Origin of the sequence: Janthinobacterium violaceinigrum, from assembly GCF_009208555.1 — a bacterium.
GTDB lineage: Bacteria > Pseudomonadota > Gammaproteobacteria > Burkholderiales > Burkholderiaceae_D > Janthinobacterium > Janthinobacterium violaceinigrum.
The window spans coordinates 169,411-195,357 of sequence record NZ_WFLI01000006.1 but is presented as its reverse complement, the minus strand read 5'-3'; the positions used below and the strand labels follow the sequence as shown (position 1 = coordinate 195,357).

The following is a 25,947-nucleotide window of genomic DNA, read 5'->3' as shown; positions in this document are numbered from 1 at the left end:
AGCCGGCAAATAAAGGGCGCTCACGCCAGCGGCAGGCACAGGCGCGCGCAGGCGCCGCCCTCCGCATGATTGATGACCTCGACCGTGCCGCCATGCAGGGACGCCACTTCACGCACGAAGGGCAGGCCCAGCCCGGTGCTCTTGCCGGCGCTGGGGCGCGGCAAGGAATAAAAGCGCTCGAAGACGCGCTCGAGCGCATACGCGGGTATGCCCGCACCCCGGTCGCGCACGGTAATTTCCACCTGCATGCCCTCGCGCCGCGCCGTCAGGTCGATGCAACTGCCGGGCGGCGCAAAGCCGGCCGCGTTGTCGAGCAGATTGCCCAGCGCCTGGCGCAGCAGCAGGGGGTCGCCCGCCACGCTGCCCTCCTCCGCCTGCACCTGCAGGCGCACGCCGCGCGCCGCCAGGGCGGCGGCGCCATCCTGCGCCACTTGCGCCAGCAGCGGCCCCAGCGCGATGCGCTCGGGATGCTCCAGGCGCTGCTGCTTTTCCACGCGCACCAGGGCCAGCAGCTTGTCGATCAATTGGCGCTGGCGCGCATTCTGTTCCAGGATGCTAGCGAGGAACTGGCGCCGCTCGGCCGGCGGCATGTCTTCCTGCAGCAGTTCGGCCGACGCCTGGATGGCGGCGATCGGGCTTTTCAATTCATGCGCCAGCGTGTGCATCAGCTGCTCCACATATTCCTTGCCTTCCAGGCGCGTGCGCATCGCCTCCAGCGCCCGCCCCAAGGTGCCGATCTCGTTCCGACCCAGCGCCGGCAGCGCCACCTTGCGCCCCGCTTCCACGTCGCCGATGTAATGCATCAGCTTGCCCAAGGCATGGTGCAGCCACCAGGCAAATGCCAGGCCGATCAGCAGCGACAGCAGCAACAGCACGGCGCCGCGCTGCAGGATCTTGCGCTGGCTGCGCTCGACAAACGCCTGCACGCTGGCATTCGGCTTGGCCACTGTCAGCACGCCGATCACCTCGTTGCCATCGCGGATCGGGGCAGCCACGTGCATGACGGTCGACATCTCGTCATCGGGCCGGCTGCGCGTGCTGCGCGCGCCATACTTGCCCTGCAAGGTGAGATACACATCATTCCAGCGCGAATAGTCGCGGCCCACGTCGCGCCCGCTGGAATCGAACAGCACGATGCCGCGCCGGTCCGTGATGGTGATGCGGTAATCGAGCGTACGCTTGCGCACGCCATTGATATTGATGTCCACGCCATGGCGCGCGTAATCCTGCATGCGTTCGGTCAAGGCCGACTGCGCCAGCTTGCCCTCCTTCAGGTCCGGCGCCACCAGGCTGGCCAGCAGCTGCGAGGTATCGACCAGCGTGTCCTCGAGGGTGGAACGCACGCCCGGCTTGACCTGTTCCATGAAGACATTCAGCAGGAACCACGCAGCCAGGCCCACGATCAGGAAGTAGCCGAGCAGAATGCGTAGGCCGATCTTCATGCGCCGGCCAGGCTGTAGCCGAGGCCACGGTGGGTGTGGATGGGGTCGGCTTGCGCATCGACGGCACGCAGCTTGGCGCGCAGCGATTTGACGTGCGCATCGACGGTACGGTCGAGCGTGTCGGGCGCGCCGCTCCACACGCGCTCCATCAGCTGCGCGCGCGACAGGACGTGGCCCGGATGCTCGAGCAAGGCCTTCAGCAGCAGATATTCGTAGCGGGTCAGCTCCAGCGGCTGGCCCTGGAACAGCACGCGCGCCTCGAGCGCGCGCAGCTCGAAGCGCGCCGGCGCCGGCACCGCTGGCGCGACACCAGCAGCTATCGTCATGCCAGTCTCGCGCGGGGCTGGCGCGGCGCCGGCGCGGCGCAAAATGACGCGGATGCGGGCCACCAGTTCGCGCGGCGAAAACGGTTTCGTGACGTAGTCGTCGGCGCCGATTTCCAGGCCGACGATGCGGTCGATCTCATCGCTGCGGGCCGTCAGGAAGATCACCGGCACGTCGGAAAACTGGCGCAGCCGGCGGCACACTTCCAGCCCGTTCATGTCGGGCAGCCCCACGTCGAGCACCACGAGCACGGGCATGCATGCGGCTTCCGCGGGCACCGGACGCAGCGCGGCCAGCGCTTGCTCGCCCAACATCACATGGCGCGGCGTAAAGCCATCCGTGCGCAAGGCATAGGCGATGCTGTCGGCAATCGCCTGTTCATCTTCCACGATCAGGACAGTCTTGGACATGGCGGCGGCACGCAGTAATGGACAAGCCCGGAGTATCCCTGAAGCGGGCAAGCGGCGTCAATCGCGCGCCTTGCCGTGCGCCGGCGAAAAGCCGCCCATGCCAAAAAAACTTATAGTATATTTATCACAGCATGACTCCACCGATACACCGTGTCCAACACCCGTCCGAGGAGACTATGAAGACCCATACCATCAGCCTGCTATGCGCTGTCAGCCTGCTGGCCGCCTGCGCGGCGCCCGCGACACTCGCCACCTCCAACGCACAACACGACGCCTGCAACGCGGCCGAGCTCAAAGGCCAGCTGGGCGAAGCAGAACTGGCCTGCGTACAGGCGCTGCGCAGCGCCGAGCAGGCCGGGGCCAGCGCGGACATCCTCTCGCAGCGCCAGTACAACCTGGGCCGCATCAAGCGCTTGCAGGGCAAGAATACGGAAGCGGAGCAGCTGTTCCGGCAGGCGCTGGCCACGGAAGAAGCGGCGCAGCCGCGCAGCGATGCGCGCGTCGGCCGCCGCATGGTGGAGCTGGCGTCGGCGCTGGCGGCGCAAGGCAAGTGGCAGGAAGGCACGGGCTACCTGGAACGCGTGCTGCCGCTGCTGCCGAAACTGTCGCCAGCCTCGCGCACCTATTCGGCAGAGGTGCTGCGCCAGTACGCCAGGCAGCTGCAGGGCGGCCCGCAAGCGGGACTGGGCGCGCGCTTCGACGCCGTGGCGGCCAGCCTGCAATAAGGCGTGCCGGCGCCCGGCCTATGGCTGGGCGACGTGGATGCTGGCCTTGATGTGCTTGAGGTGGGCCACGATGGTGAACGTCATCACCACCAGCAGCGACCACGAGCTCCATTTGCTGACATGCACGGCCGACCAGGCGCCAAGCTGGTTCGGATAGCGCCACACGCCCCAGAAGGTGCTGATGTTTTCGGCCAGCCAGATAAAGAAGCCGACCAGCACGAAACCGAGCAGCAAGGGCATGCTGCGGTCGCGGTCGAGCGGACGGAACACCACGGTGGTGCGCGCGTACAGGCCCAGCGCGCAGGCGGCCAGGTACCAGCGATAGTCGCCGATGTAGTGGTGGGTGAAGAAGTTGGCGTAGATCAGCACTGCGATCAGCACCGCCATCCAGTACGGCGGATGGTGGCGTATCCGCATATCGAGCAGGCGCCAGGTCTGGATGATGTAGCTGCCGACGGCCGCGTACATGAAGCCGGAAAACAGGGGGACGCCAAGCACCTTGCTGTAGGCGAAGTCGGGATAGCTCCACGACTGGATCGTCCCCGATACCTTGAACACTTCCAGCGCGAAACCCACCGCATGAAACAGGCAGATGGCCTTCAGCTCATCCCACGTTTCCAGTCCGCTCCAGACCATCGCGGCCTGGATCGCCAGCGCCACCAGCAGCAGCACGTCATAGCGCGGCAAGCCGAACAGGCCGGCGCGGGGCACCAGGAACACGGCGGCAAAAAACAGCCCCACGAACAGGCACGACCTCGCCTCCTTGATGCCGAAATACAGGAATTCGGTCAGGAAGCGGGGCCAGCCGCGCAAGCGCTGGCGTGGAGTCGCATTTAACAGGTGGGTATCGAGGGCATTGAGCATGCAGCAACTTTATCGGCGGGCTGCCGCACTGTAAAGCGGTTTTGCACGCGCACGCCCGTGTCGGCCATGCGCCAATGGCAATGGGGCCGGGCGCACTCACGATCGTGAGCAGGCCCGGCCCCATCATCAGGCAGCGGGACACCCCGCCAGCCTGGAACAGCTGTCAACGCCCGGTACTACGGCGCGGACAACTGCCCTGGAAACTCTTATTGCAGTTTGATTTCGACATCAACACCAGCTGGCAGGTCCAGCTTCATCAGCGCGTCAACGGTTTTGTCCGTTGGGTCAACGATGTCCATCAGGCGTTGGTGCGTACGGATCTCGAACTGATCGCGCGAAGTTTTGTTGACGTGCGGGGAACGCAGCACATCGAAACGTTGAATACGGGTAGGCAGTGGTACTGGGCCTTTGACGACAGCGCCGGTGCGCTTCGCGGTTTCAACGATTTCCAGAGCGGACTGGTCGATCAGTTTGTAATCGAAAGCCTTCAGGCGGATACGGATTTTTTGGTTTGGTGCCGACATGATATTTCCTTAAAAGAACGAACCGCGCGGTGTGCACGGCAATGAGGTCATACGGGGAATTTCTGACGCAACAACCGTCAGGGTCGACATGATAGCACCAAAATGCTTGCCAACCCCGGCAGTTGAATAAAAAGAAGGGCGCCGGGCGACGACGCGTCTTCTTTTCAAGTCGCTTGGTAATTAAGCGATGATTTTTGCAACAACACCAGCGCCGACGGTACGGCCGCCTTCGCGGATAGCGAAGCGCAGACCTTCTTCCATCGCGATCGGGTTGATCAGCTTGACGGTGATCGACACGTTATCGCCTGGCATAACCATTTCTTTGTCTGCTGGCAACTCGATCGAACCGGTTACGTCCGTCGTACGGAAGTAGAACTGTGGACGATAGTTGTTGAAGAATGGCGTATGACGGCCGCCTTCGTCTTTCGACAGAACATAGATCTCGCCGGTGAAGTGGGCGTGTGGCTTGATCGAGCCTGGTTTTGCCAGAACTTGACCACGTTGCACGTCTTCACGCTTGGTGCCGCGCAGCAGCAGACCAACGTTGTCGCCTGCTTGACCCTGGTCCAGCAATTTGCGGAACATTTCCACGCCGGTGCAAGTCGTTTTGACGGTATCGGTGATACCAACGATTTCGATCTCTTCGCCGACTTTAACAATGCCGCGCTCGATACGACCGGTCACAACGGTACCGCGACCCGAGATCGAGAACACGTCTTCTACTGGCATCAGGAATGCACCGTCAACAGCGCGCTCTGGCGTTGGGATGTAGGCATCCAGCGCATCGGCCAGACGCAGCACTGCGTCAACGCCCATTTCGCCTTCTTTGCCTTCCAGCGCCATACGTGCCGAACCTTTGATGATTGGCAGGTCGTCGCCTGGGAATTCGTACTTCGACAACAGCTCGCGCACTTCCATTTCAACCAGTTCCAGCAGCTCTGCGTCGTCGACCAGGTCGCACTTGTTCAGGAACACGATGATGTATGGAACGCCAACTTGGCGGGCCAGCAGGATGTGTTCGCGGGTCTGTGGCATTGGGCCGTCAGCTGCGGAGCACACCAGAATCGCGCCGTCCATCTGGGCAGCACCGGTAATCATGTTTTTGATGTAATCGGCGTGGCCTGGGCAGTCAACGTGCGCGTAGTGACGCGTTTCCGTTTCGTACTCGACGTGGGCGGTGTTAATCGTGATACCGCGCGCTTTTTCTTCTGGAGCCGCATCGATCTGGTCGTATGCTTTAGCTTCGCCGCCGAATTTCTTCGACAGAACCGTTGCGATTGCAGCGGTCAGCGTGGTTTTACCGTGGTCGACGTGGCCGATGGTGCCGACGTTGACGTGCGGCTTGGTCCGTTCGAATTTACCTTTTGCCATTTTATTCTTCCTTAGAACAATGATTTAAATGTAGGGACCGGCATTCTCGTGAAAGCCGGCCCGGAACTTCTATTACTTAGCTTTCGAGCTTACGATTGCTTCAGTCACATGCTTAGGTGCTTCAGCATAGTGCTTGAATTCCATCGTGTAAGTCGCACGACCTTGGGTCGACGAACGCAACGACGTGGCGTAACCGAACATTTCCGACAGAGGTACTTCGGCCTTGATGATCTTGCCGCCACCGCCAGCAATTTCATCCATACCTTGCACCATGCCGCGACGCGACGACAGATCGCCCATCACGGTACCGGCGTAATCTTCCGGCGTTTCCACTTCCACGGCCATCATCGGCTCCAGGATGACTGGCGATGCTTTGCGGCAGCCATCTTTGAATGCCATCGAAGCGGCCATGCGGAATGCATTTTCGTTCGAGTCAACATCATGGTACGAACCGAAGAACAGCGTGACTTTAACGTCAACGACTGGGTAGCCAGCCATCACGCCCGAAGTCAGCGTGTCGCGCACACCTTTTTCAACTGCAGGGATGTATTCGCGAGGAACGGTACCGCCCTTGATCGCGTCAACGAATTCGAAGCCCTTGCCCGGTTCTTGCGGTTCGATCTTCAGAACCACGTGACCGTATTGACCACGACCACCCGATTGCTTGACGAATTTGCCTTCCGACTCTTCGCACACTTTACGGATCGTTTCGCGGTAAGCCACTTGTGGCTTGCCGACGGTCGCTTCAACGTTGAATTCGCGCTTCATGCGGTCAACGATGATGTCCAGATGCAACTCGCCCATACCGGCGATGATGGTCTGGCCCGATTCTTCATCGGTACGCACGCGGAACGATGGATCTTCTGCTGCCAGACGGTTCAGCGCCAAGCCCATTTTTTCCTGGTCGGCCTTGGTTTTTGGCTCAACTGCCTGGGAAATCACTGGCTCAGGGAAGACCATGCGCTCCAGAACAACGCTTGCCTTTTCGTCGCAAAGCGTATCGCCGGTGGTGGTGTCTTTCAGACCCACAACGGCGGCGATGTCGCCAGCGCGCATTTCCTTGATTTCTTCGCGTTCGTTCGCTTGCATCTGCACGATACGGCCGATACGCTCTTTCTTCTGCTTCACGGAGTTCAACACCGAGTCGCCCGAATTCAGGGTACCCGAGTAGCAACGGATGAAGCACAGCTGACCCACGAACGGATCGGTTGCGATCTTGAACGCCAATGCCGAGAACTTCTCATTGTCGTCGGCTGCGCGCTCGACTGGCTGCTCGTCGTCATCCAGACCTGGAACAGGTGGAATGTCGATAGGCGATGGCAGGTACTCGATGACCGCGTCCAACATCGCTTGTACGCCCTTGTTTTTAAAGGCGGTACCGCACAACATTGGAACGATTTCGCTGGCGATCGTACGCTGACGCAAGGCAGCCTTGATCTCGGCTTCCGACAGGTCGCCTTCTTCCAGGTACTTGTTCATCAGCTCTTCCGATGCTTCAGCAGCGGCTTCGACCATGTTCTCGCGCCACTTGGCAGCATCAGCGGCCAGGTGGGCAGGAATGTCGCCGTATTCAAACTTCATGCCTTGCGAAGCGTCGTCCCAAATGACGGCCTTCATCTTGACCAGATCGATAACACCGGTGAAGACATCTTCAGCGCCGATAGGCATCTGAATTGGCACTGGGTTTGCTTTCAGACGCGAACGCATCTGATCGTAGACCTTGAAGAAGTTGGCGCCGGTACGGTCCATCTTGTTCACGAAGGCCAGACGTGGCACTTTGTACTTGTTAGCCTGACGCCATACCGTTTCCGATTGTGGCTGCACGCCGCCGACTGCACAGTAAACCATGCAGGCGCCATCCAGCACGCGCATCGAACGTTCCACTTCAATGGTGAAGTCAACGTGGCCTGGGGTGTCGATGATGTTGATGTGGTGAGCTGGGAAGTTGTTAGCCATGCCTTTCCAGAAGCACGTAACAGCAGCCGAGGTAATCGTGATACCGCGCTCTTGCTCTTGTGCCATCCAGTCGGTGGTGGCAGCGCCATCATGGACTTCGCCCAGCTTGTGGTTCACGCCTGTGTAGAACAGGACGCGCTCGGTCGTGGTCGTCTTACCTGCATCGATGTGAGCGGAGATACCGATATTACGATAGCGCTCAATGGGGGTCTTGCGGGCCATAATTAATCCTAAATGAATGGACAAAACCGAGCAGCATTTTTTTGCAAAAATGAGCCCGGCCTCGAACAACAGATGCTTGACAGCCGCCTTGCGGTAGCTGGCTTTATATTAGAAGCGGAAATGCGAGAACGCTTTGTTCGCTTCAGCCATACGATGGACTTCGTCGCGTTTTTTCATCGCGCCGCCGCGGCTTTCAGCCGCTTCCATCAGCTCACCGCCGAGGCGTTGTGGCATCGATTTTTCGCTGCGCTTGTTAGCAGCTTCACGCAACCAACGCATGGAAAGAGCCATACGACGGACTGGGCGAACTTCGACCGGCACCTGGTAGTTTGCACCACCGACGCGACGGGATTTCACCTCAACCAACGGCTTGGCGTTGTTGATTGCGGTAGCAAAAACTTCGAGCGGATCTTTGCCCGATTTTGCTGCGATGTGCTCGAAAGCACCGTAGATGATGTTTTCTGCAACCGATTTCTTACCGGACAGCATCAGCACGTTTACAAATTTAGCGACATCAGTGTTGCCGAATTTTGGATCTGGCAAAATTTCGCGCTTGGGTACTTCACGACGACGTGGCATATCAATTCCTTTCAATCTTCAGTTGAGCGCGCGTTCTTCGCACACTCGCGGACGACCATCATAGTCTTCCACTTACTCGACCAGATGCGGTCGACTACATTCACTTAGCTAGTTGCCACTGAGCGAAACTTGGGTTTGCTGCGTACAACTTATTACTTCTTGCCTGCTTTAGCGCGCTTGGTACCGTACTTCGAACGCGATTGCTTACGGTCTTTAACGCCTTGGGTATCCAGGGCACCGCGAACCATGTGGTAACGCACACCCGGCAAATCCTTAACGCGACCGCCGCGCAGCAGCACAACACTATGCTCTTGCAGGTTATGGCCTTCACCGCCAATGTACGAAATCACTTCGAAACCATTGGTCAGACGAACTTTAGCGACTTTACGCAGAGCCGAGTTAGGCTTCTTTGGAGTCGTGGTGTAAACACGTGTGCAGACGCCACGTTTTTGCGGGCTGTTTTCCAGCGCCGGCGATTTGCTCTTCACGGTCAAAGCGACGCGTGGATTGCGAATCAATTGATTGATGGTTGGCATCGTTATAAATCCAACAAAAAACTACGATTAATAACCCGGGCAAGATGCCCGGCGACTAAAACCTCGTCCCGCTTTCATCTACTGCGCACCGGAGGCGCCCGCAGCCACTCGATAAGGAGCGGCCATGAAATGCCAAGCAATACGTAAACGATGAGCAGAATAAAATCGAGAACTCGCTAGTTTAGACCTTGTGTTACAGGGGGTCAATCAGTTTACCGCTTTTTGCTATAAAAAAAGGCAAAAAAGCCGCTTGTTTGTGGCATTTTGACTAATCTTTGGCGCCCGGGCGCGCACGCCGGCACCGCGCGGCAATTGATGATTTGACATTCTTTCTCTGCAGCAAAGCCTCGCACGGACGCATTCTTGTATGACCGCAACACAACAAAAGGATTGATAATAGCGGACATTTTTCGCTGCGTTCCCGCCCCCTTTATGCACCCCTTGCTTCGCCCCGCCAATCTGTTCCTGCTCCTGACCTATGCCTTGCTGACGGCCGTGCCCTTCATCCCCGCGCTGCTGGGACGTCCGCTCGAGCATCCCTGGCAGATGCTCACGTTCGAGCTGCTGGCCTGGCTGGCCGTCTGGAGCATCTTCAAGCGTCCCGCGTACTTCCACTGGCTGCTGGTGCCCGCCTTCCTCGCCCTGCCGACGGAAATCTACCTGTTCATCTTCTATGGCCAGGGCATTTCCACGCACCACCTGGGCATCATCTTTGAAACCAGCCCCAAGGAAGCGATGGAATTCCTGGGACAAAAAGTGTGGCTGATGGGCGCCGTCATGCTGGGCGTGATCGCCTGGTGCGCTGCCAGCTGGCTGGCGGCCGCGCGCACGCGCGCGCTCGACTGGCGCGGCAAGACGCGCCCGGCCGCCTTCGTGCTGCTGGTCCTGCTGGGCGGCTTCTGGTGGTATGGCTACGAATTCGGTTTTGAGGCCAAGGTCCTGCATAGCGCTGCCGCGTCCGCCAAAGCCGGCAAGCCGTCGGCGAGCGGCAAGGCGGGCGCCTCCGGTTTCGGCGACGCCAGCTCGGCCGACGACGAGGCGGCCGAGGAAGACGAGGAAAGCAGCAAGCCGGAGAACGCCAGCGTCGCCGGCGCCGATGAAACGGGACTGGGCTGGCCCAGCCTGCCCCACTGGGCGCGCCTGCCCTACGCCTTCGACACCGTCAGCAATTCCTGGCCCTTCGGCCTGGCCGCACGCGGCTTCGATTTCTACAAGGAGCGCAAATACCTGGCCGAACTGGGTCAGAAAAGCAGCAGCTTCCGTTTCGGCGCGCACCAGCAAAATCCCGATCCCCATCCGGAAGTGGTGGTCATGGTGATCGGCGAATCGTCGCGCTACGACCGCTGGAGCCTGAATGGCTACGAACGCGACACCAATCCCCTGCTGAAACAGGAAAGCAACCTGGTGCCGCTGGCCGACGTCATCACGGCCGTCTCCGCCACGCGCCTGTCCGTGCCCGTCATCATCTCGCGCAAGCCGGCCACGCAAAGCCTGAAGGATGGCTTCTCGGAAAAATCCTTCCTCACCGCCTACAAGGAAGCCGGCTTCAAGACCTACTGGCTGTCGAACCAGATCTCGTTCGGCCAGTTCGATACGCCCGTCTCCGTGTTTGCCAAGGAAGCGGACGTGGTGCAATTCCTGAACCTGGGCGGCTTCACCAACAATTCGAACTTCGACCAGATCCTGTTCGATCCGTTCAAGAATGCGCTGGCCGATCCGGCGCCGAAAAAACTCATCGTGCTGCATACCCTGGGCAGCCACTGGAACTACAGCCAGCGCTATCCGAAGTCCTTCGACAAGTGGCAGCCGTCGCTGTTCGGCGTCGACAAGCCCGTCTACACGGACACGGCCATCAAGCCCCAGCTGAACAACAGCTACGACAGCTCCATCCTGTACACGGACTGGTTCCTGTCGAACGTGATCGGCATGCTGAAGGACGATGGCCAGCGCACTGCCCTGCGCAGCTCGCTCGTCTACGTGGCCGACCATGGCCAGACCCTGTACGACGGCACGTGCCGCCTGGCCTTCCACGGGCATAACACGCAGTTCGAATTCCACGTGCCCGCCTTCGTCTGGTATTCGCCGCAGTTCCAGCAGCACTATCCGGACAAGGTGACGCAGCTGCAGCGCCACCAGAAGGCGCGCCTGTCGACGGAAAACATGTTCCACACCCTGCTCGACCTGGGCGATATCCGCTTTGCCGGCGAACAGCCCGAGTGGAGCATCGCCAGCCCCCGCTTCAAGCAGCACAAGCGCTACGTCGACAGCTACGGCTGGACCAACTACGACAACGCCATCATCCGCGGGGATTGCCGCGAAGTGATCGACAAGAGCACGCCGGAGCAGCAGGACAAGTAAGGACGGCCATCAGGCCCGTTCGAGCACGCCGCCGCAATCGGCCGGTTGCGCCATGTGCGTGCTGAGCCAGTCGAAGACGCGGCCCGCCTTGTCCGCGATGCGGGCGTCGAAGCCGCGCTGCGCCAGCAGGGCAATGCCATTCGTGGCTTGCAGCACGCCGGGCGCCAGCTGCAGCGCGCCCTTGTCATCGCGGCGCACGCACCACGGCGCCAGGCAGTCTTCCAGCAGCGGCCCCAGCACCAGGTTGTGCGACGAGACGATCACCAGGTGCTGCGCCGCCAGGCTGTGCAGCACGGCGGCGGCGGCCGCCACCGATTCGAGGTGGTTCGTGCCGCGGAAAATCTCGTCGATCAGGAACAGCGCCGGCGCGCCTTCCTCGGCCAGCGCCAGCAGTTCGCGCGCGCGCCGCAATTCGGCGATATAGAGACTTTCGCCGCCGTCGAGCGAGTCCTCGTTCTGCATGCTCGAATACAGGGGCAGCAGCGGCACCCGGGCCGCCTGCGCATAGCAAAAGCCGAAGGCGCGCGCGCTGACCAGATTGAGCCCCACACCGCGCAGCAAGGTACTTTTTCCCACCGCATTCTGGCCCGAAATAAAGGCGCCGCGGCCATCGAGGCGCAGCGACAACGGCTTGGCGCCATCGAGCAGCGGATGCACCATGGCGTCGAGCGACAGCTGCCGCGCATCGCTTTCCTGCGCCCAGCAGAACTGCGCGCGGCCGCGCAGGTGGCGCGCCAGGGCCAGGTCCGCCTCCAGGTCGGCCAGCAGCAGGAAACTCTGGCGCAGGAAGGCGCGTTCTCGCCGCACCACGCGCAGGCTGTGAAAGTAGCGCCGGATATTGCCCAGCATGAGCCAGTCGTCGTATTCGCTCAGCAGGGGAATCATCTTGATCCAGCGCACCGGCGTGATCTGCCGGTTGATCACGCCGGCAGCCCGCCCGCCTTCCCGCAGGTCCGCCGTGAACGCCGTGTCGAGCGCCCCCAGTCGGCCATGCACCAGCAGTATCTGCTGTAACGTCAAGACGCTGCGCTCCCACGGTTTGCAACGGTCGTGAAAACGCATCTGCAACGCCATCAGCAAGAACCAGACGGGTACCGCGACGGCCCATGCCAGCGGCGCAAACAGCCACGCGGCCAGCAGCAACGCCAGCAGCGCCAGTGTCGGCAGCAGCAACCAGCGGCTCCACCACGGCGGTGCCGGCGGCGGGGCGCCGCACAGCAAGGCGGCCACTTCCATGTCGGCCGTACGCAGCGGCAGCATGGCTTGCTCGAGCGCCGCCTGCTGGGCCGGCGCCGCCAGCAGGGCAGCGATGCGCGCGCGCGAGGCGGCGTCCGCCGTACCGCTCGCCAGGCGCTGATGCAATCGCTGCTGGCCGAGAATGCTGGCCTGCGTGGCAAGCTGCGCATGGTAGGCGTCCAGCAGCATTTCATCCCACGTCTGGTCGTCGAGCTGGGGCAAACCACCCTCGATCCTTTGCAACATGGCGATGTCGCTGGCGACAAATGGATAATCGAGTTCCGCCGGTTCGGGCAGGCTGGCAAACTGACGCAGCCAGGGGCGCAGGCGGGCAAAAAGGGAGGGCGAAGGCGACATCATGCTCCAAAGAAAGGGGCCAGCATGGCGCCGCGCGCCATCACTGCCTGGGCAGCAGTTCAGGTCGATTGCCAGAATATCAAGATCCATGCGCAAACGCCGCGGCGGTGCGCCGCACGCGGACACCGCCTGGACGGCGCGGACACGGCGGACAGCCGGACGCCGGAATTTTTTCCATCCAAATCAACGACTTAACAACTGGCACGGATCGTGCAGTGGAAAAGGCATCCTTCACGAGACCCGACCATGATCCGCGATACCTCTTCCCAAGACGCCGTACTGTCCACCCCGCCGGGCCAGCGCCACAAGAAACGCGCCCTGCTGCTGGCCGGCGCCGCCGTCATCATCGGCGCCGCCATCGCTGCCGTTGCCGGCTGGCGCAACAGCGAGCATTCCGTCAATGCCGACCGCCTGCGCATCGCCGACGTCACGCGCGGCACCCTGATCCGCGACGCCGCCGTGAACGGACGCGTGGTGGCCGCCATCAGCCCCACGCTGTATTCGACCACGGTGGCCACCGTCACGCTGAAGGCGAAGGCCGGCGACACCGTCAGGAAGGGCGACATCCTGGCCGTGCTGGAATCGCCCGACCTGTCGGACGCGCTCAAGCGCGAACAGTCGAGCGTGCAGCAGCTGGAAGCGGAAGTGGCGCGCCAGCAGATCCTGGCCAAGAAACAGAAACTGCTGGCCCGGCGCGAAGCCGATACGGCGGAAATCGAGCGCCTGTCCGCCCAGCGCACGCTGGAGCGCTATGAAAGCGTGGCGCAGGTGGGCATCATTGCCAAGATCGATTACCAGAAGGCCAAGGATGCCTTGAATTCCGCCGAGATCCGCAGCAAGCACGCTTCGCAGGCGGCGGGCCTGGAAGGCGAGGACGTGACCCTGGCGCTGAAGACCCGGGTCAACGAACTGGAACGCCAGCGCCTGAGCCGCGACAACGCCCAGCGCAGGGTCGACGAGCTGACCGTGCGCGCGCCCGTCAATGGCTTCATCGGCACGCTGTCGGTGGCCAACCGCAGCGTGGTGCAAGCCAACACGGCCCTGATGACCCTGGTCGACCTGTCGCAGCTGGAGGTGGAGCTGGAAGTGCCGGAAACGTATGTGGCCGACATCGGCCTGGGCATGAGCGCCGAGATCGAGACGGGCGCCATCCGCGCCTCCGGCAAGCTGTCGGCGCTGTCGCCCGAAGTGGTCAAGAACCAGGTGCTGGCGCGCGTGCGCTTCAACGGCGAACAGCCGGCCGGCCTGCGCCAGAACCAGCGCGTCTCGGCACGCCTGCTGATCGATGAGCGGCCCAATGTGCTGATGCTGGCGCGCGGGTCCTTCGTCGAAGCCGAAGGCGGACGCTTTGCCTACGTGGTGCGCGATGGCGTGGCGATCCGCACGCCCATCAAACTGGGCGCCACCAGCATCTCTGCCGTCGAGATTCTCGGCGGCCTGAAACTGGGCGACAAGGTGGTGGTCGCCGGCACGGAAAATTTCGCGAACGCTGCCCGCGTCGCACTCAATTAATTTCAGTCAACGAGGAGGCTTCCCATGCTGCGCATGCAAAACCTGAGCAAGATCTACCGCACCCACATGATCGAAACGCACGCGCTGCGCGGCTTCGAGATCCACGTCCGCCAGGGCGAATTCGTCACCGTCACGGGACCGTCCGGCTCCGGCAAGACGAGCTTCCTGAACATCGCCGGCCTGCTCGAGGAGTTCACCGATGGCGAATACATCCTCGACGGCGTCAACGTCAAGGGCATGGACGACAATGCCCGCTCGCGCCTGCGCAATGAAAAACTGGGCTTCATCTTCCAGGGTTTCAACCTGATTCCCGACCTGTCGCTGTTCGACAACGTCGACGTGCCGCTGCGCTACCGGGGCTTCAACAGCGCCGAGCGCCGCGAACGCATCGAGGATGCGCTGGCCAAAGTGGGACTGGCCTCGCGCATGAAGCATTATCCGGCCGAACTGTCGGGCGGGCAGCAACAGCGCGTGGCGATCGCGCGCGCGCTGGCCGGCTCGCCGAAACTGCTGCTGGCCGATGAACCGACGGGCAACCTGGACACGCAGATGGCGCGCGGCGTGATGGAACTGCTGGAGGACATCAACGCGCAAGGCACGACCATCCTGATGGTGACGCACGATCCCGAACTGGCGCTGCGTTCGCAACGCAACGTGCACATCATCGACGGCCAGGTGTCGGACCTGGTGCAGCATGGCGCCACGCTGTCGGCCAGGCCACAGCACGCGACCGCCTAGGAGCCGCCATGTTCCACTACTATTTCAAGCTGGGCCTGCGCAACCTGCGCCGCAATCCCGCCCTGACGGCATTGATGGTGCTGACCCTGGCTGTCGGCGTGGCCGCCAGCGTGGCCACCGTGACCATCCTGCACGCCATGTCGGGCGACCCCTTGCCGCACAAGAGCGACCGCCTGTTCGTGCCGATGATCGATGTGGTTCCCTTGAAAGGCTATACGCCGGGCACCAAGCCCAGCTTCGGCCAGGCGCAGCTTGCCTATACCGATGCGAAGAACTTCATGGCCAGCAAGATGGGCATCCGCCGCAGCGTCATGTACGGCGTGGCCGGCCCCGTGGAACCGGCGCGCAGGGACCTCGGCGCCTTCCGGGCCCAGGGCCTGGCGCCCACGCGCGATTTCTTCGCCATGTTTGAAGTGCCCTTCCTGTACGGCCAGCCATGGAGCGAGGCCGACGACGCCAGCGGCGCCGACGTCATCGTCCTGAGCCGCGCCCTGGCGGAAAAGCTGCTGGGCACAGTCAATCCCGTGGGCCAGCGCGTGACGGTGCTGGGACGTCCCTATCTGGTCAGCGGCGTGCTCGATCGCTGGGATCCCGTGCCGCGCGTGCACCGCATCATCGGCAGCAAGGGCGCCTTCGGCACGGAAGATGAATTCTTCATTCCGTTTGCCAGCGCCATCCGCCACGAAACGGGGCATGACGGCGGCATGGCCTGCAGCGGCGTCGAGCGCGGCCCCGGTTTCCAGGGCACCCTGGCATCGGACTGCACCTGGCTGCAATTCTGGTTCGAAATGGCCAGCGCCGGCGAACGCAGCGAGCTGCAGGCTTATCTCGACAGCTATGCGGCCGAACAGCGCAAGCTGGGCCGCATGCCGCGCCATGCGCCCAACATGCTGTACGACGTCAGGCAGTGGCTCGATTTCCTGAACGTGGTCGACAACGACAACAAGCTGGCCGCCTGGCTGGCCTTCGGCTTCCTGCTGCTCTGCCTGGTCAACACCATCGGCCTGCTGCTGGCCAAGTTCTCCGTGCGGGCGGCGGAAGTCGGCATCCGCCGCGCACTGGGCGCCACGCAGCGCGACATCTTCCGCCAGTTCCTGATCGAGACCGGCGTCATCGGCCTGGCCGGCGGCGTGCTGGGCCTGTTGCTGGCCTATGCCGCCCTGGCCGTGGTGAGTTCGCAGTCGAAAGAGCTGGGCACCGTGGCGCACCTCGATGTCCCGATGCTGCTGCTGACGTTTGCCGTTTCCGTACTGGCGGCCTTGCTCGCAGGGCTGCTGCCCACCTGGCGCGCCTGCCAGGTCACGCCGGCCATGCAGCTCAAATCCCAATGACACCCACCTTTTCACAATGAGGCCCCACATGGAAATCCGCCCCATCCTGTCGGCGCTGATGCGCAACAAGACCGGCGCCGTGCTCGTCGCCGTGCAAGTGGCCATCAGCCTGGCCATCCTGGCCAACGCCTTGTACATCGTCAACCTGCGCCAGGCCATCGCCGCCCGTCCCACCGGCGTGGCGGCCGAAAACGACATCTTCTATGTCAAAGTCCAGAGCATGGAGAAAGGCAGCCCGCAGCGCCAGATAGCCGAGCAGAAGCGTCAGGCCGCGATACTGCGCGCCGTGCCGGGCGTGCTCTCCGTGGCGCAAACCACGCAGGCGGTGCTGTCGCGTTCCGGCAGCAGCACCAACGTCGCGGCCAAACGGGGACAGGCCGCAGCCAGCGCCGGCACCTCGATGTACGTCACGCCCGATTCGCTGGTCACAACGTATGGCCTGAAGCTGGTGGAAGGCCGCGATTTCCATCCCGACGAAGTCCTGGAAATCAATGAAGACGTCGATCAAAGCTTCCCCAAGGTGGTGATCGTGACGCGCGCTGCGGCGCAAAAGATCTGGCCCGGCGAAACCAGCTTTGTCGGCAAGCCCCTGTTCAATGGCACCGGCGACAACGATGACGAGATGCGCGTGATCGGCGTGGTGGAACGGCTGCAGACGCAAACCGGCCAGGTCAGCGCCCAGGGCGAGTATTCGATCATCCTGCCGGCGCGCCTGACGGGCGGACGCGATTCGCTGCTGTTTGCCGTGCGGGCGGAGCCAGGCCAGCGCGACCGCCTGATGAAGGAGGCGGAACAGGCGATCCGCACGTCCAGCAGCGAGCGCCTGCTGGTGCGCACGGATACCCTGGAGCAGCACCGCAAGACACGCTATCTGGCCGACCAGGGCTTGTCCTGGATGCTCATCGCCGTCAGCACCCTGCTGCTGCTGGTGACGGCCAGCGGCATCGTCGGCATCGCCAGCCTGTGGGTCTCGCAGCGGCGCAAGCAGATCGGCGTGCGGCGCGCGCTCGGTGCCCGCCGCATCGACATCCTGCGCTACTTCCTGACGGAGAATTTCATGATCACCAGCGTCGGCGTGGCGGCTGGCGTGCTGCTGGCCCTGGGCCTGAATCAGCTGCTGGTAAGCCAGCTGGAAATGGCGCGCCTGCCGCCCGGCTACCTGCTGGCCGGCGCGCTGGTGTTCTGGCTGCTGGGCGTGGGCGCCGTGTACGGCCCGGCGTGGCGCGCGGCCAGTATTTCGCCGGCCACGGCCACCCGCAGTACCTGAGCCGGCACCTGAGTGATATGCTGCACGCATGCCTACCGTACTGATTATTGACGACAATGCCGCCGTGGCCATCGCGCTCGACGTGCTGTTTTCGCTGCACGAGATCGATGCGCTGCGCGCCGCCTCGCCCGAGGAGGGCCTGCAGCTGCTCGAGCGCCACGCCATCGACCTGGTGGTGCAGGACATGAACTTCACGGCCGACACCACCTCGGGCGAGGAAGGCAGCGCGCTGTTCCACGCCATCCGCGCGCGCTACCCGGACCTGCCCGTGGTCCTGCTGACGGCCTGGACGCAGCTCGACGCGGCCGTCGACCTGATCAAGTCCGGCGCGGCCGACTACCTGGCCAAGCCATGGGACGACCGGCGCCTGATCGCCAGCGTGCAGAACCTGCTGGAGCTGGGGCAGGCCAGCCGCGCGCTGCGCCAGCGCGTGGTGGCCGAGCAGCGCCAGCGCCATGCTCTGGAACACGACTTCGACCTGCGCGGCATGGTGTGGCAAGACCCGGCCACCGAACGCGTGGTGCACCTGGCGTGCCAGGTGGCGCGCGCCGACGTGCCCGTGCTCATTTCGGGGCCGAACGGCAGCGGCAAGGAACGCATCGCCGCCATCGTGCAAGCCAATTCCCAGGTCGCCAGCGGTCCTTTCGTGGTGCTCAATTGCGGCGCCGTGCCGGTGGACCTGATCGAGGCGGAACTGTTCGGCGCCGAGGCCGGCGCGTACACGGGCATCACCCGCGCGCGCGACGGCAAGTTCGATGCGGCCGACGGCGGCACCCTGTTTCTCGACGAGATAGGCAACCTGCCGCTGGCCGGGCAAATGAAGCTGCTGCGCGTGCTGGAAACGGGACGCTTCGAGCGCCTCGGCTCGAACCGCGAGCGGCAGGTGAAAGTGCGCGTCATCAGCGCCAGCAACGCCGACCTGCCGGCGATGATCAAGGCCGGCACGTTTCGCGAAGACCTGTTTTACCGCCTGAACGTGATCGAACTGCGCCTGCCGCCGCTGGCCCAGCGCCCGCTCGACATCCTGGTACTGGCGCGGCATTTCCTGGGCAGCGAGAAAACGCTCGATGCGCAGGCGCAAACGACCCTGCTGGCGCATGGCTGGCCGGGCAATGTGCGCGAACTGAAAAACGTCATGCAGCGCGCCAGCCTGCTGACGGCAGGTCCCGTGATCCGCGCGCAGGAAACGGGCTTGCCGCTGGCAGGCGTGCCTGCGCCGCGCACGCCGCAGGATGGCGCCGCGACGGAACCGGACCGCGACAGCGTCACCGCCGCCCTGGCGCGCGCGCAGGGCGTGGTGGCGCAGGCGGCGCAGGAACTGGGACTGTCGCGCCAGGCGCTGTACCGGCGCATGGAACGCCTGGGCATCGCGCGCGGCTGATGGCAAACCGCCCCATACGCCTCTCCCTGCTCACGCGCTGGACGGCGCTGATCGTCACCTTGCTGGTGCTGGGCATCGTCATCGCCCTGCTGCTCGCGCATTTTCTACCAGGCCAGCCGCTGCTGGTGCTGGCGGGCACCCTGCTGTGCGTGCTGCCGGTGGCCATCATTACCATCCGCGCGCAGCTGCAGGCGATGCTGTCGCTGTTCCGCGCCCTGAGCGGCACGGTCGCCAGCTACCAGGACGGCGACTTCGGCTTCAGCTTGCGCTGGCAGCAGAACGATGAACTGGCCGACCTGGTGGCGGCCCACAATGCGCTGGGCGACGTGCTGCGCAAGCAGCGGCTGGACCTGGTGCAGCGCGAACTGCTGCTCGACACCATGGTGCAAAACACGCCGGTGGCCATGCTGCTGGTAGCCGAGGGCAGCGCCATCGTCTACGCCAACCTGGCCGCGCGCCAGCTGCTGCATCACGGCCGCCGGCTCGAAGGGCGCCACCTGGCGGACATCGTGCGCGAAGCGGCGCCGGCCCTGGCCGAGGCGCTGGCGCGCCGCAACGACGGCCTGTTCACCAGCGGCGAAGGGGAACAGGAAGAGGTGTACCACCTGGCGCGGCGCAGCTTCAGCTTGAACGGGCGCAAGCATGAACTGCTGCTGCTGCGCCAGCTGACCCTGGAACTGCGGCGCCAGGAAGTGCAGACGTGGAAAAAAGTCATCCGCGTCATCAGCCATGAGCTCAACAACTCGCTGGCGCCGCTGGCCTCGCTGGCCCATTCGGGCGCCGAGCTGGTGCGCCGCGGCCAGACCGAACGCCTGCCGCAAATCCTCGCCACGATCGAGGAGCGCACGCGTCACCTGGAAACCTTCATCCTCGGCTATGCGCGCTTTGCCAAGCTGCCCGCGCCGCGCCTGGCGCCATGCGAGTGGCAACCGTTTCTCGACAGCCTGGCCTCGCAAGCGGCCTTCACGCTCGACGGCACGCCGCCCGCCCAGGCCGCCGTGTTCGACGCGGCGCAGATGCAGCAGGCGCTGCTCAACCTGCTCAAGAATGCGCTGGAATCGGGCTCGCGGGAAGAGCATATCGGCCTGCAGGTCAGCGAGGCGCAAGGGCAGCTGCGCATCGAAGTGCGCGACCGCGGGCCGGGCATGAACGGCGCCGTGCTGGAAAACGCGCTGGTGCCGTTTTATTCCACCAAGCGCAGCGGCACGGGCCTCGGCCTGGCCCTGGCGCGCGAAATCGCCGAAGCCCATGGCGGGCGCATCACGCTGGCCAACCGCGAGGGCGGCGGCCTGGCGGTGACATTGATTCTTCCTTTGCCGGACAGAAACTAGTTACCACCGTAACGATTTTTCCAATCACCGTCTGTGCGATTATTTTTCAATATTATATTGACAATTAGAGTTTTAAATATTGCAACAGTTCGAGCGCCATGCCCGTATGTTAGAAATAAGCTATTTAAGTTTGCATAATGATATAAAAATAGCTCATTGACAATGAAATGTCTTGGCGATAATTTATCTGAGCGGCACGGTTTTTTTGAAACATCAATCGTTTTTTCGCGGGGATAAATATGAAACTGAAATCACTCATCGCAGTAGCGCTCCTGAGCGCAGCTTCCATCGGTGCAGCGCAGGCGACAGCGTACAACGTGGACCTGAGCAACACTACGGGCAACCTGTGGACAGGCGGCTTCAACGCCACGCCCAGCCCGCTCGGCGCCTTTACCGATACCTTCACCTTCACTCCCGACGCAACTTTCGGTTCGACCGCGCAAGCCTTCCTGGCCAACCTGTCGGTCACAGGCAGCGACGCTTCGTCCATCAACTTCAGCGGTGCCAACCTGAACGGCATCGCCCTGACTGGCTTTGGCGGTCCCACCGTCTTCGGCTATGCCCAGGGCGAGGTGCTGGCGCAAACCAGCCTGCTATTCAACGGCCCCATGGTCCTCACCGTCATGGGCAACAGCAATGGCGGCAGCTATGGCGGCACCTTCAACCTGAACCTGGCCCCGGTCCCCGAACCGGAAACGTATGGCATGCTGCTGGCCGGCCTCGGCGTACTGGGCTTCCTGGCGCGACGCCGCAAGCAATCTTGAGCTCCCCACCCAAAAGACGCTGCGGCGTCTTTTTTGCGTCCGGCTGCTAAACTGCCGCCATGACGACCGACTTTACCTCCACCAGCCATACCGCTTTCAGCCACCCGGGCCATCCGCCTGCCACCACCACCGAACACCGCGGCATCCGCTACCTGCACCTGGGGACCAAGTGGGTGCAGGGCGCCATGCGCCTGGACAAACCCGACGCCATCGAGCTCGAATACGTGCAGATGATGATGATGTGGATGCTGTTCAAGACGCAGCCCAAACGCATCGTGCAGCTGGGCCTGGGCAGCGCCGCGCTGACCAAATTCAGCTACCGCCGCTTTCCCGACGCCGCGGTCACGGCCATCGAACTCAATCCGAACGTGATCGCCATCTGCGGCGCCCAGTTCGCGCTGCCGCCGAACGACGCGCGCCTCGACGTGCGCGAAATGAATGCGCTCGACTTCGTGCTCGACCCTGCCAACCATGGCACCGTCGACGCGCTGCAAGTGGACCTGTACGACGAAGAGGCGCGCGGTCCCGTGCTCGACACGCCCGAGTTCTACCAGGCCTGCTTCGACTGCCTGACGGACGACGGCATCATGTGCACGAATGTCTTCGGCGACTTCCCCAACTACGACAAGAATTTGCAGGCGATGGAACTGGTCTTCGACGCCGTCGTCTGGGTGCCGGAAATGGAAGATGAAAACATCGTCGTGCTGGCCTTCAAAAAATCGCCATCGCTCGACTTCAGCGACTTGTACGAGCGCGCCGCCGCCATCAAGAAGCAGTTCAACCTGCCTGCCAAGAACTGGGTCAACGGCTTGAAGCAGTGGATGCTGGACCAGCAGTAAGGCGCCAGCCTCACGCCGGCAGCAGCGCACCCAAACGGCGCGCCAGGCCATCCATGTTCTCGGCCGGCACCTGCGCATACCCGAGCAGGAAACCGTTCCAGCCTGCGCCCTCGTCCATCCTGTTGCCCGTGCCATGCGCGGACAGCGCCAGCGCCACGATGCCATCCTGCGCAGCGCGGCGGCTCAGGGCCAGGTCATCCCACGCCGCATCGTGAAAACGCAGCGCCAGGTGCATGCCGGCCGTGCCGCCATGGATGGCCGCGCCCGCGCACGCATGGCGCTGTAGCGCCTCGCTCAAGGCATCGCGACGCTGGCGGTACAGGCGGCGCATGCGCCGCACATGGCGCGCAAACAGGCCGCTGCGCAGGAACTCGGCCAGCGCCAGCTGTTCCGCCACCCGCCCCCGGGCGGCGCCCTGCGCCTGCATCTGCGCAAAGGCTCCGGCCAGCGGGGCCGGCACGACGATAAAGGCCAGGCGCAAGGCGGGAAACATGGTCTTGCTGAACGTGCCCAGATACACGACGGGCGCATCGGCCACCAGTCCCTGCATGGCCGCCAGGGGCGGGCCGCCATGGCGAAACTCGCTGTCGTAATCGTCCTCGATGATCAGGGCGCCAGCGGCACGGGCGCGCTCCAGCAGCGCCATGCGGCGCGCGGGACTGAGCACGCTACCCGTCGGGTACTGGTGCGACGGCGTCGTGTAGATCAGGCGCGGCGGCGCCGCGTGCCAGTCCTCGTCCGTGGGCGCGATGCCATCCATGTCGACGGCAATGCCCGTCACCTGCAGGCCGGCGCCGCGGCCTGCCGCCAGCGCGCCGCCATAAGCGGGATGCTCGATCCACAGGGTGTCGCCCTGGTCGGCAAAGGCGCGCAGGCACACATCGAGGCTGCTCTGCGTGCCGTCCGTGATGAACACCTGGCCCGCATCGCACACGACGCCGCGCGCGGCGCGCAAATGGTCGGCAATGGCCATGCGCAACTGCGGCTCGCCGGCAGGATCGCCGTAATTGAGCTGGCGCGGCGTCAGCGCGCGCCACGCGCGGTCCAGCATGCGCCGCCATTGCGCCAGCGGGAATTCATCAAGCGCCGGCACGCCGGGGGCAAACGCGCCCATCGCGTCGGCGGGAAACACCACCGACGCATTCACATCCTGTCCCGCCACGCCGCGCAAATGCTGCACGCGGCGCGACAAGCCACCGTTGCCACCGGCCGCAGGCGCAGCCGCCGGCACGCCAGCGCTGCCGGCGACCACGGTGCCGCGCCGGTCCGGCAAGACAAAGCCCTCGCTGGCCAGTTGCTCGTAGGCGTACAGCACGGTATTGCGCGCCAGTCCCAGTTCGGCCGCCAGCACGCGCGTGGCGGCCAGACGCGTGCCCGGCGCCAGCTGGCCGCCGCGGATCGCCGCGCGCAGGCATTCATGCAGCAGGCGCTGGCGCGACCAGCCCCGCCCGCGGTGCGTGCGCTCGAACGCGTTCAGCAGCAAAGCGAAGTCCATGCGCCCCCTTCATTGTGGCTCTAAATTATTTGTCGGTTCTGGATCTTTTTTCAGGGCCAGATGCCGATTATAGTGCGGCCTGCTTCTTCAACCAACGGGACTTCCACCATGACCGCTACCGCCCTGCCCCCCAGCCTCCGTACCCGCGTGCGCCGCGTCGCCGAACTGGCCAGCTATGAACAGGCCGCCCTGCACGCCATCCTCGATGCCGCCTACCTGTGCCATATCGCCTTCCGCGACGACAAGGGCAGCCATTGCATCCCGACCGCCTGCTGGCGCATCGGTGACCACCTGTACATCCATGGTTCGAACGGCAGCCGCATGCTCAAGCAGCTCCTGCTCGACGGCGACGCGTGCGTGACGGTCAGCCATCTCGACGGCCTGGTGCTGGCGCGCTCCGCCTTCAATCACACCATGAACTACCGCTCGGCGATGGTATACGGGCAGTTTGAAAAAGTCAGCGACATCGGCCAGCAGCATGCGGCCATGGACGCGCTGATGGAGAAGCTGGCGCCGGGCCGCCTGGCACAGGTGCGCGGCGGCAGCGCCAAGGAATACGCGGCCACCACCGTGCTGCGCATCGCGCTCGACGAATGCGCCGTCAAGCAGCGCACGGGCGGGCCGCTCGACGATGCGGGCGACATGGCGCATGCCGTCTGGACGGGCGAACTGCCCTTTACGCACGGCCGTGGCGCGGCCATCGCCGATGCGCTCAACACCTGCGAATTGCCCCCGTATGCCGCCGCCTGGGGGACGGAATCCGCTTGACCGGCCAGCGTGCTTGCCCGATGATCGGCATTGATGGCGATCGCCACCAATTTACCAACCGATCCAATCACGCATGGAGCATATGATGATGAAGCGAGTATCCCTGGCTGCGGCCTTGACGGTCATGCTGGCCTGTGGCGGCAGCGGCGCGGCACTGGCCGCCGATGCGGGTGACACGGCCCTGAAGGCGGCCATCGCCGGCAGTGCGCGCACGCCGGCCAACGCGCTGCGCGACAGCGCCCGCCACCCGTATGAAACGCTGACGTTCTTCGGCATCAAGCCGAACATGACGGTGGTGGAACTGGCGCCCGGGGGCGGCTGGTACACGGAGATCCTGGCGCCCTACCTGCGCGACAACGGCAAGCTGATCGCCGCCGGCAACGACCCGCAGTCCGCCAGCGAAGGCGCACGCCGCGGCGCGGCGCGCTTCCAGCAAAAACTCGACGCCAACCCGGCCGCTTTCGGCAAGGTAGCCATCGGCGCCTTCGCGCCGCCCACCACCTACCGCATCGCCCCCAAGGGCACGGCCGACATGGTGCTCACCTTCCGCAATATCCACAACTGGATACCGATCGGCGACGAGGGCATGAAAACCCTGTTCAAGGAGGTGTATGACAGCCTCAAACCGGGCGGCGTGTTCGGCGTCGTCGAACACCGCCTGCCGGCGAACAAGGCGCAGGACGCCACGGCCAGCAGCGGCTACATGCACGAGGCGTATGTGATCAAGCTGGCCGAGAACGCCGGTTTCAAACTGGCGGCCAAGTCGGAAATCAACGCCAATCCCAAGGATACGGCGGACCATGAAGGCGGCGTCTGGGCACTGCCGCCCACCTACGCCAACAAGGACGTGGAACGGGCCAAATACATGGCCATCGGCGAGAGCGACCGCATGACCCTGAAGTTCGTCAAGCCGTAAAAAAATGGCGGCGCGCCGTCCTGGCGCGCCGCCTGTGCTGCTTCAAACGCTACCCTAGATATACATGCCATATACCGCGCAATAGCGCGATACGAATGTGCACTGGTTTGCATTCGCGTCCACGGTGCACTCAATCAACGCTTTCGAGCACTCACGGAATGTCGGTTGCGCGTACGCAGTGTTCAAGACACCAGCGAGGCCACAGGCGGCACCGAAGAGAAAGACGGCTTTTTTTACATTGATCATGTTTATCTCGTTCCCAAAGAATTGAGCCAAAAACAACTGGTGGCGCACGCATGTTCTGGCGCGTGCCACCGCATGCTTACAGGTAGATGCCGTACACGCCGCACAGGCGCTTGACCAGCGTGCAGGCGCTGGCATCGCCGTCCGTCACGCACGCGGTATAGGCTTCCTCGCAGGTTTCGCGCGTTGGCAGCGCATACGCGGAAGAGCTGATGGCGCCGGCAAAACCGACGGCGGCGCAAAAGACAAAGACGGCTTTTTTCACATTGATCATTTTTATCCCATTCCCAAGAGTTGAGTCGTTATAAAAACCACTGAAGACACAGGCTTCAGCCGCCGGAAACCGCCTGTCGGCAGACGAATTTCGTGGCGCATGGAAATAATAGCACCCTAAAAAGTTAATAAATACGCAAACAAGAAAACAAGATAACGTTTCTTTTTCTGCCTGTTTCATGAAA

The 25,947-nt window shown here is 63.2% G+C and carries 23 protein-coding genes; 12 read left to right on the top strand and 11 right to left on the bottom strand.

Annotated features, from left to right (window positions below; translation table 11 throughout):
• Window positions 1-20: 20 nt before the first annotated feature.
• Entirely contained in the window at window positions 21-1,442 is a 1,422-nt protein-coding gene (creC, locus tag GCN75_RS07610) for a two-component system sensor histidine kinase CreC (protein ID WP_152282047.1), read from the bottom strand.
• Window positions 1,439-2,176: a two-component system response regulator CreB gene (gene creB / locus GCN75_RS07605; protein ID WP_152282046.1), complete on the bottom strand. Its 738-nt coding sequence runs from the start codon at window positions 2,174-2,176 to the stop codon at window positions 1,439-1,441. The genes creC and creB overlap by 4 nt, the downstream gene beginning before the upstream one ends.
• 176 nt (window positions 2,177-2,352) lie before the next feature.
• On the opposite strand from creB, the gene GCN75_RS07600 reads away from it, so the two are divergent.
• The gene (locus GCN75_RS07600; RefSeq protein WP_193317409.1) at window positions 2,353-2,901 is read left to right on the top strand and encodes a tetratricopeptide repeat protein; all 549 of its coding nucleotides are present in this window, start codon (window positions 2,353-2,355) and stop codon (window positions 2,899-2,901) included.
• A gap of 18 nt (window positions 2,902-2,919) precedes the next feature.
• Here GCN75_RS07600 and GCN75_RS07595 read toward each other — a convergent pair whose 3' ends face one another.
• The 6 genes from GCN75_RS07595 to rpsL form a co-directional block, all read right to left on the bottom strand.
• Window positions 2,920-3,765, bottom strand: coding sequence for a DUF817 domain-containing protein (locus GCN75_RS07595; protein WP_152282044.1), 846 nt, complete (start codon window positions 3,763-3,765; stop codon window positions 2,920-2,922).
• Window positions 3,766-3,971: 206 nt separating this feature from the next.
• Window positions 3,972-4,289, bottom strand: coding sequence for a 30S ribosomal protein S10 (rpsJ, locus tag GCN75_RS07590; RefSeq protein ID WP_010394389.1), 318 nt, complete (start codon window positions 4,287-4,289; stop codon window positions 3,972-3,974).
• Between the two features lie 180 nt (window positions 4,290-4,469).
• Entirely contained in the window at window positions 4,470-5,660 is a 1,191-nt protein-coding gene (gene tuf / locus GCN75_RS07585; RefSeq protein WP_077398776.1) for an elongation factor Tu, read from the bottom strand.
• Window positions 5,661-5,732: 72 nt separating this feature from the next.
• Entirely contained in the window at window positions 5,733-7,838 is a 2,106-nt protein-coding gene (gene fusA, locus GCN75_RS07580; RefSeq protein WP_152282043.1) for an elongation factor G, read from the bottom strand.
• Between the two features lie 108 nt (window positions 7,839-7,946).
• Entirely contained in the window at window positions 7,947-8,417 is a 471-nt protein-coding gene (gene rpsG / locus GCN75_RS07575) for a 30S ribosomal protein S7 (protein WP_010394377.1), read from the bottom strand.
• A gap of 152 nt (window positions 8,418-8,569) precedes the next feature.
• Complete coding sequence (rpsL, locus tag GCN75_RS07570; RefSeq protein WP_010394376.1) at window positions 8,570-8,953, bottom strand: 30S ribosomal protein S12; 384 nt, start codon at window positions 8,951-8,953, stop codon at window positions 8,570-8,572.
• 432 nt (window positions 8,954-9,385) lie between these two features.
• On the opposite strand from rpsL, the gene GCN75_RS07565 reads away from it, so the two are divergent.
• Window positions 9,386-11,311, top strand: a complete 1,926-nt coding sequence (locus tag GCN75_RS07565; RefSeq protein WP_152282042.1) for a phosphoethanolamine transferase — start codon at window positions 9,386-9,388, stop codon at window positions 11,309-11,311.
• 9 nt (window positions 11,312-11,320) lie between these two features.
• On the opposite strand, the gene GCN75_RS07560 is transcribed toward GCN75_RS07565, so the two are convergent.
• Window positions 11,321-12,904 carry a MutS-related protein gene (locus tag GCN75_RS07560; RefSeq protein WP_152282041.1) on the bottom strand — a complete coding sequence of 528 codons (1,584 nt, stop codon included), beginning with the start codon at window positions 12,902-12,904 and terminating at the stop codon, window positions 11,321-11,323.
• 246 nt (window positions 12,905-13,150) lie between these two features.
• On the opposite strand from GCN75_RS07560, the gene GCN75_RS07555 reads away from it, so the two are divergent.
• From GCN75_RS07555 to GCN75_RS07520, 8 genes are all read left to right on the top strand, one after another.
• Window positions 13,151-14,416 (top strand): efflux RND transporter periplasmic adaptor subunit, encoded by a 1,266-nt coding sequence (locus tag GCN75_RS07555; protein ID WP_152282040.1) that lies wholly within the window; start codon window positions 13,151-13,153, stop codon window positions 14,414-14,416.
• A gap of 24 nt (window positions 14,417-14,440) precedes the next feature.
• Window positions 14,441-15,154: an ABC transporter ATP-binding protein gene (locus tag GCN75_RS07550; RefSeq protein ID WP_099665745.1), complete on the top strand. Its 714-nt coding sequence runs from the start codon at window positions 14,441-14,443 to the stop codon at window positions 15,152-15,154.
• Between the two features lie 8 nt (window positions 15,155-15,162).
• Complete coding sequence (locus GCN75_RS07545; protein WP_152282039.1) at window positions 15,163-16,485, top strand: ABC transporter permease; 1,323 nt, start codon at window positions 15,163-15,165, stop codon at window positions 16,483-16,485.
• A 28-nt stretch (window positions 16,486-16,513) separates the two neighbouring features.
• Window positions 16,514-17,752, top strand: coding sequence for an ABC transporter permease (locus tag GCN75_RS07540; RefSeq protein ID WP_152282038.1), 1,239 nt, complete (start codon window positions 16,514-16,516; stop codon window positions 17,750-17,752).
• A 28-nt stretch (window positions 17,753-17,780) separates the two neighbouring features.
• Window positions 17,781-19,133, top strand: coding sequence for a sigma-54-dependent transcriptional regulator (locus GCN75_RS07535; RefSeq protein WP_152282037.1), 1,353 nt, complete (start codon window positions 17,781-17,783; stop codon window positions 19,131-19,133).
• Complete coding sequence (locus tag GCN75_RS07530) at window positions 19,133-20,464, top strand: sensor histidine kinase (protein ID WP_152282036.1); 1,332 nt, start codon at window positions 19,133-19,135, stop codon at window positions 20,462-20,464. The genes GCN75_RS07535 and GCN75_RS07530 overlap by 1 nt, the downstream gene beginning before the upstream one ends.
• Window positions 20,465-20,703: 239 nt before the next feature.
• Window positions 20,704-21,228 (top strand): FxDxF family PEP-CTERM protein, encoded by a 525-nt coding sequence (locus GCN75_RS07525; RefSeq protein WP_152282035.1) that lies wholly within the window; start codon window positions 20,704-20,706, stop codon window positions 21,226-21,228.
• Between the two features lie 59 nt (window positions 21,229-21,287).
• Window positions 21,288-22,067 carry a spermine/spermidine synthase domain-containing protein gene (locus GCN75_RS07520; RefSeq protein ID WP_152282034.1) on the top strand — a complete coding sequence of 260 codons (780 nt, stop codon included), beginning with the start codon at window positions 21,288-21,290 and terminating at the stop codon, window positions 22,065-22,067.
• Between the two features lie 10 nt (window positions 22,068-22,077).
• On the opposite strand, the gene pdxR is transcribed toward GCN75_RS07520, so the two are convergent.
• Window positions 22,078-23,562: a MocR-like pyridoxine biosynthesis transcription factor PdxR gene (pdxR, locus tag GCN75_RS07515; RefSeq protein ID WP_152282033.1), complete on the bottom strand. Its 1,485-nt coding sequence runs from the start codon at window positions 23,560-23,562 to the stop codon at window positions 22,078-22,080.
• A gap of 108 nt (window positions 23,563-23,670) precedes the next feature.
• On the opposite strand from pdxR, the gene GCN75_RS07510 reads away from it, so the two are divergent.
• Complete coding sequence (locus GCN75_RS07510; protein ID WP_152282032.1) at window positions 23,671-24,330, top strand: pyridoxamine 5'-phosphate oxidase family protein; 660 nt, start codon at window positions 23,671-23,673, stop codon at window positions 24,328-24,330.
• Between the two features lie 88 nt (window positions 24,331-24,418).
• Window positions 24,419-25,246 (top strand): class I SAM-dependent methyltransferase, encoded by an 828-nt coding sequence (locus tag GCN75_RS07505; protein ID WP_193317408.1) that lies wholly within the window; start codon window positions 24,419-24,421, stop codon window positions 25,244-25,246.
• Window positions 25,247-25,568: 322 nt separating this feature from the next.
• Here GCN75_RS07505 and GCN75_RS07500 read toward each other — a convergent pair whose 3' ends face one another.
• Entirely contained in the window at window positions 25,569-25,763 is a 195-nt protein-coding gene (locus GCN75_RS07500; protein ID WP_152282030.1) for a hypothetical protein, read from the bottom strand.
• Between the last annotated feature and the right edge of the window lie 184 nt (window positions 25,764-25,947).